Source organism: Halococcus sp. IIIV-5B (assembly GCF_003602035.1).
GTDB classification, from domain to species: Archaea; Halobacteriota; Halobacteria; order Halobacteriales; family Halococcaceae; genus Halococcus; species Halococcus salsus.
In genome coordinates this window covers 137433-150599 of the sequence record NZ_QZWE01000002.1, presented here as the reverse complement: position 1 = coordinate 150599, position 13167 = coordinate 137433, and the positions used below count along the sequence as shown (strand labels likewise).

Sequence of the window (13167 nt, the reverse complement as noted above, 5' to 3'; positions counted from 1 at the left end):
AATATACACACGAGATGTACGTTCCTGTGTATATTCGCCAGGTCAGCCCTTCAGTTCATGTCCACTCTCCGAAAGGCGTCAGACGAGCGCACGCCAAAAGCAAGACGACAACCGGGTTAGCAACCCGAGCAGAATTGCTTTGAGAGTCTCGTGTGTACGAGCGAATCATGCGAATACGGATTGATGGCAAATTCGCCTACCGTGAGGACCTCGTCGACGACATCGCTGACCTGCTCAATGAAAACACCCGGGTCGGAGCAGTCGAAGCAAGTGCTGAGTTCACCCGTCAAATGCTCCCAGCGCTCGCGAAGGCTGGCGAACACGAGGACATGACCGAAGACCTCGCTGAGATACTAAGCACAAATATAGTCGACGTCGAATACCGCGTCGAGTGCAGCGTGAACGTTCGAAAATGATGCGCCAACGAACTGTACAATGCTTGGCTGCTGAGCAGAAGTACGGATAGTCCACTGACTACCACCACTACGGCCTTCCAGAAGTTGTCGCCAATGTAGCTTCAAACCGGATACGTGCTCATATTCAGGATTCTGAGATGGTTGCTCTCCTGAGCGCTTGATTAACTCAGTAGGTCGGATCGTCCCGATATAATTCAGACCACTGCACTGAGTCGCTATCGAATCCCGAACGGTCGCCCAAGATGCTCTTTATACTCTCCATCAGATGCTGGGGGGCGTTCGGGGCGACGTACACTTTGTCTATTAGCTGTGCTGGGTCGACATACATATACTCGCCAAAAGGGGCATCGACATTTGCTCCGACCATTGCTTTGGCTCTTTCATCGGGCCCAATTGAATTCACGATCAAGCGATATTCCCTCTCTTCTGCAAATCCGTCGTGCTTACAGAGAAGCCTGGCTGGATGCCCAGCCAGATCGTACGCTGACTCAAAGTCGATATACGAGACTTCTCCTACCATTCCGATGGGGCCCACGGAGGGAGTCAAACTGGCATGTTCTGTTTCGATGTGCTGTTCAAAAAGGTCTTTGAGCTTCCCTACCCGCGACTCAATTGCAACACCGATTCCGCCGGGCACATAGCTATTCCAGAAGACTGCTGATTCCTTGTACGACTCTGCATCCTCGCCTAAACGCCAGCAATTGACTAAGCAATGGTTGCGTATCGTCTTCCGCAGATTGAACACGTTCTCAGCAGAGGCTTCGTCAAGTAGCGCTTCTGTGGTCTCGTCCGCCATTTCTCTTTGCTTTGCTTCATCGATCAGCTCATCCATATCATCGAAGGCGTCTTTACCCATATCCGTAGCCGCCCCTTCCAACGAGTCAGTAAAACCACCTACCGAACTGAGCCAGAGGTGCTCGCCCTCAACAATAGACAAAAACTGAGACACTGATACATAGTGCCGTATCAGGGTCTCATCAGCTAGGTCCGGAGACGCATCCACGACAGGGTCGTCGAATTGGTCAAGCTCGGCGGACATGACTCGGCGAGTGCGTCGTACCGTCTCATTGTCGACTGGAGCATTTTCCAGATCCTTCACACGCTCGCGAAGTACCTTCCGGCGGTCTTCTTTGGTTTCACTTTCGTTCATATCAAGGGAAAGTCTATCTCGAAATTTAGGTGTTGGGAGTCAGTGCAGGTCGTTTAGTGACAAGCTGGTGAAAACGAGAGTTCTGGAAGAAGTGGAAGCTTGCCCCCTCCGTTTATACTGGCGCGTAGGAACATCCTGAGGTATGATTCAGGATGCTCGCGTTCTTCAGGACGAATTCATCCCACGAGAGGTCGAGCATCGCGATCATGAAATGAACGCGCTCAGTCGAGCGCTTGCCCCTGTTACCGCGAACGAGCCCGCTGAGACCGCGTTTCTATTTGGGCCTTCGGGGGCCGGGAAAACGTGTCTCGCCCGGTATGCACTTGCCCGGCTCCGTGAGGCCGTGATCGATCTCAACTACCAGTACGTAAACTGCTGGCAGGACTACACTCGTTTTCGCGCTCTCTATCGGATTCTGGAAGGGATTGGTTCGACGGCAGATATCCACCGCCAATCAACCCCGACCGACGCTCTTCTTGAACGACTCGCGACCTACGACGGTCCAGAGTTCGTGGTGATCCTTGACGAGGTGGACCAGCTTCACGACGACGACCTCCTCTATGACCTCTATAGGACAGTTGGAATCTCGATGATCCTCATCGCGAACCGCGAGGAGGAGCTCTTCGCGCGGTTGGACAATCGTCTGGTTTCACGTCTTCATGCCGCCACCCGAATTCGCTTCGAGAAGTACGAACTCAACGAACTCGTATCGATTCTGGAAGACCGCGTGCGCTGGGGACTCGATGAGGATGTACTAAGCCGCAAGCAGCTGGAGTGGATCGCTGATGCCGCTGCTGGCGATGCGCGCGTTGCGATCGGAATCCTGCGGAGTGCCGCGCGGGAGGCCGAGCAGGATGACGTCGAGACCATCCCGGATGAGACCGTCGAGGCGGCCATTCCGAGAGGCCGTCAGGAGGTGAAAGACAAAAACATCGACCAACTTACGCCCCATCAGAAGGTGCTTTATGAGATCATTCGCGAGAACGATGGCGTCGCACCGAATCTGCTCTACGCCGAGTACAACGAGCGCGTTGCAGAGCCACGGGCCGAGCGTACCGTCCGGAATCACCTCACGAAACTCGCTCATTATAACCTGATCGAGAAGCACGGAAAGGGCCGCGGTCGGACCTATTCGCTAGTCTAGTAGGAAGTCAGAGCTTGAATCTCGCCTCTGCACGCTATTCCTGAGCAACGACGAATGAAGCCGACTTGGTCGCAGTTTCGGTCCCCCCAGATACACTCTTAGACGCAGCCACTGTGTACGGGTACTCTCGCGCAGGCGACTTTTCTGGAACTCGATACGGAATTTCGACGGTTACGCGTCTCTGTACCGAAGACCATTGCAGTTCTGGTGGATAGCTTTGGAGAACCATTTCGATATGTGGATTCGCAGTCATTCCCTCAAAATCAAGGACCGGTTTACCACGGTCGGTATCAGTGGTAGTAGGGTCAAGCCCGTCGAATGGATTTGGCAGTTCCAACCATTTGATGTTCCTCGCTTCGATAGTGAGATCTCCGCTTTCACCAGGACTGGCCGTCGTATTCGTTAGGGAGAGTGTAGTGCCGGACGTTCTGGTAGCAGTGGTTTCGCCCGCTGTATTCGCTGGACTCTGGGCTTCAGTCCGACTCGCCGTCTCTTTTCGCTCTGCATTCGTCGCACTTTGGGTCTCAGTTTGGCCCGGACTGTTCGTCTGTGAGTTGCCGTTGAGGCAGCCAGCAACAGAGATACCACCAGTTGAGAGCGCGATAGCACAGAATCGGCGGCGAAATAATGTCATCTACCTCTAATTCTCAATCAATACCGGAATATGCTTTGTGGCATACCAGTCTATGTGAATATGATTTCGTTATTCATAACCAGCTGTTAAATCGGATGCCGAAGAATCCCCTTCATAGACGCTAATGAGTGACCAGAGTCGAACGCCGACACTATCAATTAGACGACGGACGTTGCTCACTGCCGGTGCTACTGGAGCCCTGACCGCCGCAGCCGGTCTCGGGCTGTCTGAAGAAACCTTCAGGTGGTCCGTCGAAACGCTGGCGGACGCCAGCAAGAAATGGATAATTCGCGGAGATATCGGCGCTCGCGGGATGCGCCTGTAGGAGTCTGCGGGGGGTCTGACTGACTTCTAATCACATGATGACACACTCGCGCGACGGCTGTGTCAAATGTCACGTCGGAATTGCTGATTGTACAAGTGGCTGAGTAGGCTTATACCGTGTTTCTCAGCCCATTTCACCACGTCTAAATTCACGTCTCGGGGATGGTCGTGGTCAAGATCAGTGATAGAACGATACACCTTGCCACGGCGACCGTCTGCTAAACCATGGAACTTGAGCAGTCCCCTCAACTTGTAGAAATGGGGGAAATCTATTTCATGGATTCTAAGTACATTTTTCGTAGCGTCGTCTATCTCACTCCGAATCACTCCTACTGCACGATCATGCTGACCTAAATCAATGAGACTTTTAACCGCCCTGTGGGTCTCGCCAATCCTTTTGACAGGGTACTTTGCTCGATTTTTCTTGATTATCTTCCGGAATTCCGTGGCTGTCCGCGCCATATTCCCTATCATCTCGTTTTCCTCGGGGAAATGGACGACCTTTGACTCTTGATCCAGTCTGATATCCAGCGAGCGAATGTATTCTTTCGTAATATGCTGCCAGTAGGCGCTATTGGCGTCTGTGTCAACCCCGATCAGAATGAAAGGCTCCTCTCGAATGTACTTGTAGAACAGCGTCCGAACGTCAGTTTGGTGTTTGGGTGAACCCTGCTTCGCGTCGTGTATAGTTTTCACTTGAACGACGACTCTTCCGAGCGGTGAGCCGCCCTCAGACACATGTATGAATCCGTCTTCGCTCGGCGATTTGTCGTTTCTCTCTATCTCGGGTTTCAGTCCCGACCCCACCATGTGATATTCCAGAAGAGAGGTGCTTGCCCTCTCCGCTTCATCGGTCGGTGAATGACCTCGGGGCTCGCGTTCGTGGTTAGTCATTGAGATATGCACAGTTAGTAGGTGCAGAGGCAAAAGGGTCATAGGAATCTCGAACAACACAGAAGACTCAGGAGACTGAAATCAACCGCTTTTGCTGGTTTTATACAATGTCGACCTAATCTACGATTGGTGAGAGAGAGAGAGAGAGAGAGAGAGAGAGAGAGAACAGAATTCGCGCCTGAATGTGTGTGCCCCATCGATGGTGAGCCTGAACACCGAATGCTAGTGGAGGAGCTCAGAGAACACCTCCTCACGGACCACACACTCGGTGAGCGGACCAGTGCTCTGGTGAAGATGGCCGATCCGAGCTCTAGCTCGGACTGATTTTCCTCCCCGGTAATCGACCACTTCTGCCTTCAAGCGACATCCAAGACCCCGATGGGTATACGGCCTGAAAATACAACTACTCGGGTAGACCATGGCTGAGTCGGCACTCATCTACATTCACCAAACTACTGCTGATCAGGACCTCGACCAGCAGCGGGAGACGCTCTGGGAGTACGCGATCGAGGACCTTGAGGTCCACCCAGAGGATGTTTCGGTCGTTGAAGGTCGGCTGGCAGATGAAAATACAGAGCGTAGTAGTCACCGCGACTTTCTGGAGCTGCTTCGCGAAGAGCACGTGGAACACGTAATTGTGTGGTCAGTTTTTCCAGATAGCCCAAAATATGCGGGAGTTGCACACTATTGTCAGCGAGATTGTTGACGCCGGCAGCGGGTTGTATGTTCTCAAGGACGACATTGGAATTGCACAGCAAGGGGACAGGGGGACCCGGGACCGAACCTTCTTAGAAGTGCACTCTTACAGGTGGTTGGAATAGAGAAGGATCTGTATCGAGAGCAGGGGCTCGAAGCTCACCGAATTGCTAAGAAGGCCGGGAAGCACATCGGGCGACCCCCTTACGGGTTTGGGACCGACAATGTCTACCTCGTCCCCAACGAGAACTTCGGTGCCGCACGAAGAGCGATCGAGGCAGTCGACGAGCTAAATTGGAGCGTTCGGAAGGCCTCTCGCCACACAGGAATCCCGCGACGAACTCTATCAAGCATCTTGGAGCGGAAAGAGCTCTATTCTGATACTGAAGGGCAGATATAGGAAGTCATTCGATACGAGAACATAGGTCATAGAATTGGAGTTCCCGGCTACCTACTGAACAAGTTTCACTGAGATGGTTCATCCCAGATCCCTACGTGTGACAAGATCGCAGTCGCGTATGCGTGACTCTTGCTCTGGTGATAGGCCCGCCCTAATCCGGAAATCCGCCGTATTGCCACCATCGATCTGAACCCGGTTATGGTTAGTAGTTAGCACCAAATCTTCTCCTGTACAAAACTTGGCAATCACGAAAATGGATTCGTCGCGAACATTCTCGTTTTCAACGACTCCCTCTATTCGAATGGGACTCTGCCCCTCCTCGTCTGTATCAACGTTGATCAGTTCACTCTCGGAAATTTCCAGCCCGCGCGGATCCTTATCTTGCGACACCAAGTGGTCCACCGACCATTCTACGTGTAGCTGTTCTTTTGGCTCCGATGGATATGGTTCCAAGTCTGATGACCATTCAATTGGAGGGTCAAGCGAAAAGCGCTCAATATCTGATTCCCAGTGAGTGGTGGCTCTCCGGCGATTTTGCGCCGGGTACCGCGTCTCCCACGTTTCGTCCCACTGCAGGGATTGAGCGGTGTGGGTGATCGTGCCGACGATATTCTCATTGATTTTCTCTCCCATATACAGCGTTGCCTTGGCTATGACAGTCATCAATTTCGAGTCCGTACTTGAAGCTCGCACGGTCGCCACCGGTCTGAGAATGATATTGGAAGAATTTGGCGCCGATTCTTCCTCTATATCCTCAGACTCAATCCAAACGTCTTGCTCGGATTTGACATTCAGCGGAAGTTTTGCCCCTCTCAGACGTTTGATAGCCTTGGCGATGGGGCCCCACCAAAATTTAGGCGGGGTGTGAGTCACGGTGATATCATCGTAACCGGAATGGAACGTGATTCGGCCCGATTTCATTCCATGCGTTCGGCACGCTACAGAGTATTCGAAGGTGTAGGTCTGGAATCGCTCTAATGTCACTGTCCCCCAGAAAAGTTGGAACTCGGATTCCATATGGAGAACATCGTCAATGAATATCTGATCGACTTCGCCTCTGGTTCCGATGTAGTATGTGTCGTTGTGCCTAGTCTCGAGTATAGATTCGGACAGCTGGATGCCAGTGTTCGTTCCTTCATCGTCTGCCGGCTCTTTTTCTCCGGTCCCCCTGAAGTTCCAATCATCAAGAGCGAATTGAACGTATGCGTTCTCAGCGAGCCCCAGGCCCGAATTCAGTATATTGAACCGCATGACAGATCGCACTTGGTTGTCAATCATTCTATCTGTTTTGTCGCCAGTGATCAACCGAAGCTGAGGCCGCTGGATGAGGAATTTGTAGGCCGCAATAACGGCTGCAAGCGGTGCCAGCAGCGCGCCAACCCATTTCACGGCGTTGGGAACTGGAGGCAGCAACTGGAGCAGAACGGCAGTAATCATCATTTTTGAGGTTGGTCACGCCAGCGATACCGTAGCCGCGGTCCTGGTGCCGGCAAGCTGGTGGATGGTCGAACTTGACCGGGCCAGCCCATTTATACTTTTCAACTGTGCAGGCTGTCCATGTCCACCATTTCACGAATATGAAAAATGCTGAGGGTGTGAACGACTGCGGGCACAGAGTTCGGCGACGACATCAGTTCTCAAAACTTTCTGAAATTCACAGATCATTCATCCCTGCTTGTAGCTTCTCCGCGATCGAAATTGATGGTTCGCTCGGCTGTATCAGCTATCTCGAACGCCAGCAGCCGCTCGCCCGCCCAAACGTTCACCTCAGGCGGGTCTTCCCAGTCAATGCTCTCGGGGTCGACGAGCTCCGAAAGCGCCTTCTGGGGTATCACGAGCCGGAGTGTTTCTCCGTCTCGTCCTTCCTTCCGAATGTTTCGTGCCAGGGGCTCACTGCGACCGTCGACCGATTCCTCACCCCCGACAGCCGCGAGCATGCCGATCTCCTCGACAGAGCCAGGGTCGAAGCGGAACGACCCACCGTCCTCGAGGCCAGCGGCCTGAATGGCTTCCGGAATCGAGACGATGACAGTCCCTCTATCGGCGCGCTGGCGTCGCAATGCAACGGTCTGTACCTCTGTGATTTCGACGTCTTCGTTGTCCGTCATAAGCGGTGATGTGGTTGCCATGGGGTAGATCTTCTTTCACTCCAGATTACGAGGGCCTGGTTCCCTAAAGCCCACGCGGGGGATCGAACCCCGCCGAAGCACCTGCGTGGGCGAACCGCCTGCTACCGACTAGTTGCTTCCCTCTACCGCCGCGATCGTCACGCGGACGGCATCGGCATCCATTTTTAGGGTATCGCCGGGCTCTGCTCCGAGTACCTCGATCGCCTTCCATGCTAAGCGTGAATTGTCTGTATTCCCGTCCATCGCGCTCATACACCGAGTACTCTATCGCGGCATCAGCACCGTCTTCAGCCTTGCTTATGACCAAATCGTTCGCCCTTTCCTGAATCGATACAGTGTCGTCTTGCTCGATCCCGAGGTACTCACAAACTGGCTTTCCTGGTTGAGCGTAGGCCGCCCCTGATTGCCTACTGTGGACGGCGTAGGTGCCGAGTGTTTCCCCGTTTGCGACAAGCTCTGGCTCGCTTTCTTCGGGTTCATCAGAGAGCCCAGTGAACTCTTCCTCGACGCGGTCGACCACCGCCGCGATGTGCTTCTCCTCGGCTTCAGGGTTGAATCGGAGCTGGTCCTCGACTCGCTGCGGGAGATAGTACTCGTAGATCCCCCTACCGGCTCTCCTCATGAGACGTCTGTCGCGAAGGTTCCGCATCTTGTGGTAGGCCGCATTGCTACCGGGCTTCCCGCCCGCGAGGACGTACCCCTCTTTGGGGTCGTTCGGCCCGTGTTCGCGAACGAAGTCAAGGATATACTGCTCGTACTTGTCGAGGCTCGCGATCTCGTCGAGTAGGTGGTCAAGATACTCGGCGACGCTCTCGGGGAGATCGTTCTCACCGACGGGTTCGAACTCGGCATAGACATCAGCGCTGATGTGGTCCGGCGTCGTCCCGAGTGCTCGCTCGATCGCCGGCGCAGCACCGTAGTCGGACGTTCTCTTGTGTCGCCACTGGATGCGCTGGAGGCTGTTGTTCCAGTCAGTGAGCATGAACCCCTCACCGGTATCGAGGCTCTGGACCGCCTCGGCGTGATCGGCATCGATGACGTCCTTCACCACAGCCGTGTCGTTGGGCCAGGTCAGACGATGAAAGACCAGCCAATCAGCCTGGGTGATAAACGCCTTGTCGACGTCGGCGGGGCGCTGCGACAGCCCCAGGATACCGAGTCCCCGCTTTCTCCCCCGCTTCGTGATTTTGATCAGGGTTTCCGAGGCGTCGTCCTTCCCGCGTTGCGGGATGAATTCATGGCACTCTTCGAGGACCAGGAGCGTCGGTTTCTGCTCGCTTTTCTGGCGGTTGAACAGCCGACGCGAAACCTCGGCGATCAGCTCGGTGAGGTCTTCGTCGTTGAAGAACTCCGAGACATCGAGGACCACCGGTACGCTCCGGTCCAAGACTGTACTCACGATGGTCGAGGCCGAATGGACGCTAACGGTGACATCGCATTCGTCGTGAGCTCCTGCATGGAGTACTTCGTACTCCTCTTTCAGGCTCACATACTCGCCCTCGACGTCGACGATGAGCATTGGGATCCCTCGGTTCAGGAGGCCCTCGATCACGACCATCGCGGAATTGCTCTTTCCACTCCCTGATTTCCCGAGGATTGCACCACGACCTGTGACGACCTCGGCAAGCGGCAGCGCCGTCTGCCCGTCGGTCGAGATTGTGATCTCACTGTCTCCTCCATCACCGACCTCCGTGCGGCTGCCAGGGCTATGGGTACTCATCGGTCTGCATACACCCCCATTAGCGCCGCGTGGACGATGTCGAGGTGGCACGGGTCCCTATCGCCGGGCCAAGTCTCAAGCGACGAGCGGCACCAGCAGGCAACACGGCAACCGCGCAGTTCGCCAAGGTGGAATGCGAAAAGGCTGTCCTCGCGAAGTTTGTTCAGAAGGTCTTGGCGATACGCCCTCAGAACGCGCCAACGTTCCGCGCCGCTTTCATTTTCCATCTGGTGTGGATTCCCGAGCCAGCCCGGCGCTGGGAACGAGGTATTATCGAGGTGGCGCTTCTCACTACCCGGGACGTTCGCTGAGATACGACCTCCATTGACTTCCCAGTCCGAGTCATAGCGGACGTGACAGACCTCAATACCCGGCCCACGCTCGTTAGAGCATTCCTCACAAAGGGGCACACGGAGGTCCTCATTGTCGACCGGACACTGGACAAAGCCCTTGGGGCGGCGCTCGCCGCAGTCATTGCAGAGCGGCCAACTCCCGGGTGTTCGAGAGTTCATCGGTGACCACGCTTCTTGCGGTCAGCAGCGCGTACCTCGTCGAGACACGGCCCGCAGATTCGTCCCCGACCAGGAACGACGTTCCCACAGACCTGGTAGCGGATGCACGCCCTCTCCGGGGCCCTCTCGACATCGTACGTACTGAGGTCTGCCTGGTCGCTCACGGGCATCGCACCGCCCCGTCATCGTCGCTCTCGCGACCAGGAGCGCTCTGACCGGCTTTAAAGCAAGCCAGAGGCGCATTGCTATTCTTCTCTTCGTACCGCTCGGTGTCGTTTGCCATGGGGTAGATGAGGGTTGGTTCCCCCTATGCATATCGTATAGGCATCTGGAGATAAAACTGTCGGTAGTTGCCCTGCCAGCACTGAGGAAACCATCTCTTAGAAGGGATTCAATTACCACGACTCGGCCCAGCAGAGAGTGTGTCGGCTGCTCCAGCGGTGAATTGACCGCTTGCCACTGTTCTTGGCCGGCGACATTAAATACTGCAATGCCTCATCTGAGATATGCCGATCGACACGTCATCCATGGCCTGGCAAGACGCTGAACCTAGTGGAGACACGATAATCGAGAAACTGATGGATGTTTTTCAGTCGAATCCAAACAAAGCGTTTCACACACGAGAATTGACTGACAAAGTGGCAGATACGAGCTGGGGAAGGGTTCACGAGGAAGAGCGTACGGGGACAATCAAGAAGACAGAGGACGACCGTGCTGACGTAATGTTCGATCTCATGACTACTTACAGGGTCCGATCCGAGATCTCGCGGCTGGAAGAGCGAGGGGACGTAGAGTCTCGCAACGTTGCAACAGAGGATTCAGATATTCCTCACGATTGGGAGAATGTAAGGTATTTCACACTGGCCTAAACCACCTTACGGCGTGGCTAGCTCTTCCGAGCTCTCAGGCATTAGCCACAGTACTCAAGTCTATCAATATATCTGAGAGCCCTCATGTCTCAGGCTCCCTTGTTGTGTTTTGCGTACTCCCCCTCGCGCCTGCTGGGGTATCCTCATTATCAGCGGATGAGGTGCTACAACCACCACCATCACCACCATCGCCACCATCGCCACCATCGCCACCATCGCCACCATCGCCACCATCACCACCATCGCCACCATCGCCACCATCGCCACCATCGCCACCATCGCCACCATCGCCACCATCGCCACCGTTAGTGCTGTCTCCTTTATGTCCGTCGTCTTCAGTGTCACTGGGAATTTGTCCCTCGGCGATGGCTTTCTCTCGGTAGTGACGGTTGAATTTGATTCGGTAGATACGGTCAACGAGAGCCCCTACTGCCCATACAAGATTGAGGAAACCAAGGGTAGCAAGAGTTGGGTCGTTTCGCCAGTCAATACCGAGCGCGAATACATAGACATTCAGCAGCGCAATTAGCACAAGGAGAATCAAAAGCACGAATTCGACTTGATTCCACCCGACAACGTCCTCCCGTGCAACAGGGACATTCTGTCTGGCTTCCGCTTCAACATAGAAGTAAGATGAGACTGCTAGTGTGAACAGTAGCGGCCACACGAGGCTCACTTCACCTATGTACGGTGCTGTGAACGTTCCATAGAGATAGTACCAATATCCGTAGGTGACCGGGATGATGTAGAAGGCGACGTTGTATCGTTTTAGAAGTGGCGTAAATCGGTCTAGCGAAGCCAGAGACTCAAGACGCTCGGGATCGCTTTTGCTGCTCATCAGCTACATCTCCGGTGTATCTTCGGTTTCTTGTCTTCCAAGATCGCCTGCCGGTCCATATCCAATGGGCCACGTCCCGAGCAGATATATGCTCCCTCGTGAGGGTATAGGCTCTACTAAGGCTTCTAGACGACCAACAGCGCCGTTGTACCGCTTGAAACGATTGTCTATCTTTTCAGTCACTGTACGCTCCTTTGCTTCCGAACGCTTTTGACTCGTTGAGCGAATTCTCTCAGTTGTAGGGTTTTGCCCTACGGAGGCTCCGCAATCTTTCCCCTGCCATGGGGTAGATGGGAGCCTCCTATTCATACTGGACTCACGACGAAACAGGACATGTGCAGCCTGCACGATTAAAATGCCGATTCCGCTGGAGTTATGCCCATATGGGAAGTTGCCAGATATGGCAATGAAGACTGAAGAAGACAGTGATGAATTTCGACGGGCGATTTTAACCAAACGAGAACGAGAAATCATCGGCGGAGACGAAGTAGACGATGAATCCTACCGCTATCAAGCAGCATCACGGGTTAGAAACAAAATCCAAAGAGAGCTGCCGAAAGATATCGACGTGCTTCGAACTGGTAATCCAAAGCTACTCTCAGAACTCAGAGAAATAGTGAATGAAGATGATATGCCACCCTCGCCTCGAGTTGGGAGCGATCCATGGGCAGCGTGTGTGGCTATAGCGCGAGAAGGATACCACGACTGTGAGGAAGTAGCACCAGTACTGACCGCTCTCACTGATCGCAAGTGGGACCGATCAGGTGCATCAAAGGTACTCAGTGCTGCTTGCAGAGATGGCTATGCAGACCGGGAAAAAATCACAGACAAGGCTTCTCGGAGTCACAACGCACGATATGAATACACCCTGAAGAGCGGGATACGACTTGACCTGAGTTGAATCCCAGCCTTCTACAACAGTAGCCTTTGCTTTGACACCCCTGTGTCGACGGCACCCAGAAGTGAGCGTGCTGTGACAAGCTGGATTCCTTTCTACCTACGAAAGCCCGCACAGCGCCCTGTGGGCGCGAGCTGGCCCGTAGAGGTGGGGCGGACGCAGAGGGAGAGTATACGTGATCGGGCTTTGGCCAGTCTGGAGGGCGAAGATTCTTCAGCGGCGCTGTCGCGGTGACAACGGCTCGGAGAACTGGAGCCGGTAGTCTGAAGCCGCGCACAGCGAGCACGGCAGCGCAATTGGGTCCACATTACTGATTCGACGAATTGACGCCTACAGCGACTTCGATGTCCAACAGAAGTCATGACCCGACGGCTTACCAGTGTTTCAGGAACGAAGAAATAGAGGAACTCCACGAAGTGAGGAACGGTGACGAACTTCGTGAAGCCCTCGCCGATGATCTTGGTGGAAAGCCTGAGAACAGTCAGATGGACTACCCGCGCGCCGAACGGCTTGATGAATAGTGATTCTTCTCCCGTCGTACCG

The 13167-nt window shown here is 54.3% G+C and carries 15 protein-coding genes; 8 read left to right on the top strand and 7 right to left on the bottom strand.

Translation table 11 applies throughout. The features are described from left to right. The first annotated feature begins 167 nt into the window (after nucleotides 1-167). Nucleotides 168-416 (top strand): hypothetical protein, encoded by a 249-nt coding sequence (locus D3261_RS02700; RefSeq protein ID WP_120068564.1) that lies wholly within the window; start codon nucleotides 168-170, stop codon nucleotides 414-416. A gap of 166 nt (nucleotides 417-582) precedes the next feature. Here the strand turns inward: D3261_RS02700 and D3261_RS02695 are convergent, their stop codons facing one another. Beyond that, nucleotides 583-1566 carry a DUF2971 domain-containing protein gene (locus D3261_RS02695; protein WP_147464887.1) on the bottom strand — a complete coding sequence of 328 codons (984 nt, stop codon included), beginning with the start codon at nucleotides 1564-1566 and terminating at the stop codon, nucleotides 583-585. A gap of 142 nt (nucleotides 1567-1708) precedes the next feature. On the opposite strand from D3261_RS02695, the gene D3261_RS02690 reads away from it, so the two are divergent. Continuing rightward, nucleotides 1709-2710 (top strand): Cdc6/Cdc18 family protein, encoded by a 1002-nt coding sequence (locus tag D3261_RS02690; RefSeq protein ID WP_120068559.1) that lies wholly within the window; start codon nucleotides 1709-1711, stop codon nucleotides 2708-2710. 1021 nt (nucleotides 2711-3731) lie between these two features. On the opposite strand, the gene D3261_RS02685 is transcribed toward D3261_RS02690, so the two are convergent. Beyond that, on the bottom strand, nucleotides 3732-4562 hold the full coding sequence (locus tag D3261_RS02685; protein ID WP_158589329.1) for a DUF4365 domain-containing protein: 831 nt from the start codon (nucleotides 4560-4562) through the stop codon (nucleotides 3732-3734). 129 nt (nucleotides 4563-4691) lie between these two features. Between D3261_RS02685 and D3261_RS19560 the strand changes: the two genes are divergently transcribed. The 3 genes from D3261_RS19560 to D3261_RS02675 all read left to right on the top strand — a co-directional run bounded on the left by D3261_RS19560 (nucleotide 4692) and on the right by D3261_RS02675 (nucleotide 5658). Then, nucleotides 4692-4886, top strand: coding sequence for a hypothetical protein (locus D3261_RS19560; RefSeq protein ID WP_147464886.1), 195 nt, complete (start codon nucleotides 4692-4694; stop codon nucleotides 4884-4886). Nucleotides 4887-4980: 94 nt separating this feature from the next. Continuing rightward, nucleotides 4981-5268, top strand: coding sequence for a hypothetical protein (locus tag D3261_RS19555; RefSeq protein WP_147464885.1), 288 nt, complete (start codon nucleotides 4981-4983; stop codon nucleotides 5266-5268). 102 nt (nucleotides 5269-5370) lie between these two features. Then, nucleotides 5371-5658 (top strand): helix-turn-helix domain-containing protein, encoded by a 288-nt coding sequence (locus tag D3261_RS02675; protein WP_120068551.1) that lies wholly within the window; start codon nucleotides 5371-5373, stop codon nucleotides 5656-5658. A gap of 78 nt (nucleotides 5659-5736) precedes the next feature. Here the strand turns inward: D3261_RS02675 and D3261_RS02670 are convergent, their stop codons facing one another. The 4 genes from D3261_RS02670 to D3261_RS21005 all read right to left on the bottom strand — a co-directional run bounded on the left by D3261_RS02670 (nucleotide 5737) and on the right by D3261_RS21005 (nucleotide 10019). Then, nucleotides 5737-7095 carry a hypothetical protein gene (locus D3261_RS02670; protein ID WP_233553841.1) on the bottom strand — a complete coding sequence of 453 codons (1359 nt, stop codon included), beginning with the start codon at nucleotides 7093-7095 and terminating at the stop codon, nucleotides 5737-5739. Nucleotides 7096-7319: 224 nt separating this feature from the next. After that, on the bottom strand, nucleotides 7320-7766 hold the full coding sequence (locus D3261_RS02665) for a hypothetical protein (RefSeq protein WP_120068546.1): 447 nt from the start codon (nucleotides 7764-7766) through the stop codon (nucleotides 7320-7322). 64 nt (nucleotides 7767-7830) lie between these two features. Continuing rightward, on the bottom strand, nucleotides 7831-9507 hold the full coding sequence (locus D3261_RS02660; RefSeq protein WP_120068543.1) for an ATP-binding protein: 1677 nt from the start codon (nucleotides 9505-9507) through the stop codon (nucleotides 7831-7833). Continuing rightward, nucleotides 9504-10019: a DUF4326 domain-containing protein gene (locus tag D3261_RS21005; protein ID WP_120068541.1), complete on the bottom strand. Its 516-nt coding sequence runs from the start codon at nucleotides 10017-10019 to the stop codon at nucleotides 9504-9506. The genes D3261_RS02660 and D3261_RS21005 overlap by 4 nt, the downstream gene beginning before the upstream one ends. Nucleotides 10020-10525: 506 nt before the next feature. Between D3261_RS21005 and D3261_RS02650 the strand changes: the two genes are divergently transcribed. Next, the gene (locus D3261_RS02650) at nucleotides 10526-10888 is read left to right on the top strand and encodes a hypothetical protein (RefSeq protein ID WP_147464884.1); all 363 of its coding nucleotides are present in this window, start codon (nucleotides 10526-10528) and stop codon (nucleotides 10886-10888) included. Nucleotides 10889-10970: 82 nt separating this feature from the next. Here D3261_RS02650 and D3261_RS20265 read toward each other — a convergent pair whose 3' ends face one another. After that, nucleotides 10971-11726, bottom strand: coding sequence for a hypothetical protein (locus tag D3261_RS20265; RefSeq protein ID WP_199693887.1), 756 nt, complete (start codon nucleotides 11724-11726; stop codon nucleotides 10971-10973). Between the two features lie 400 nt (nucleotides 11727-12126). Between D3261_RS20265 and D3261_RS20260 the strand changes: the two genes are divergently transcribed. Both D3261_RS20260 and D3261_RS19900 read left to right on the top strand, forming a co-directional pair. After that, nucleotides 12127-12627, top strand: coding sequence for a hypothetical protein (locus D3261_RS20260; RefSeq protein WP_199693886.1), 501 nt, complete (start codon nucleotides 12127-12129; stop codon nucleotides 12625-12627). 341 nt (nucleotides 12628-12968) lie between these two features. Further along, nucleotides 12969-13145 carry a hypothetical protein gene (locus tag D3261_RS19900; RefSeq protein ID WP_158589328.1) on the top strand — a complete coding sequence of 59 codons (177 nt, stop codon included), beginning with the start codon at nucleotides 12969-12971 and terminating at the stop codon, nucleotides 13143-13145. Nucleotides 13146-13167: the final 22 nt, after the last annotated feature.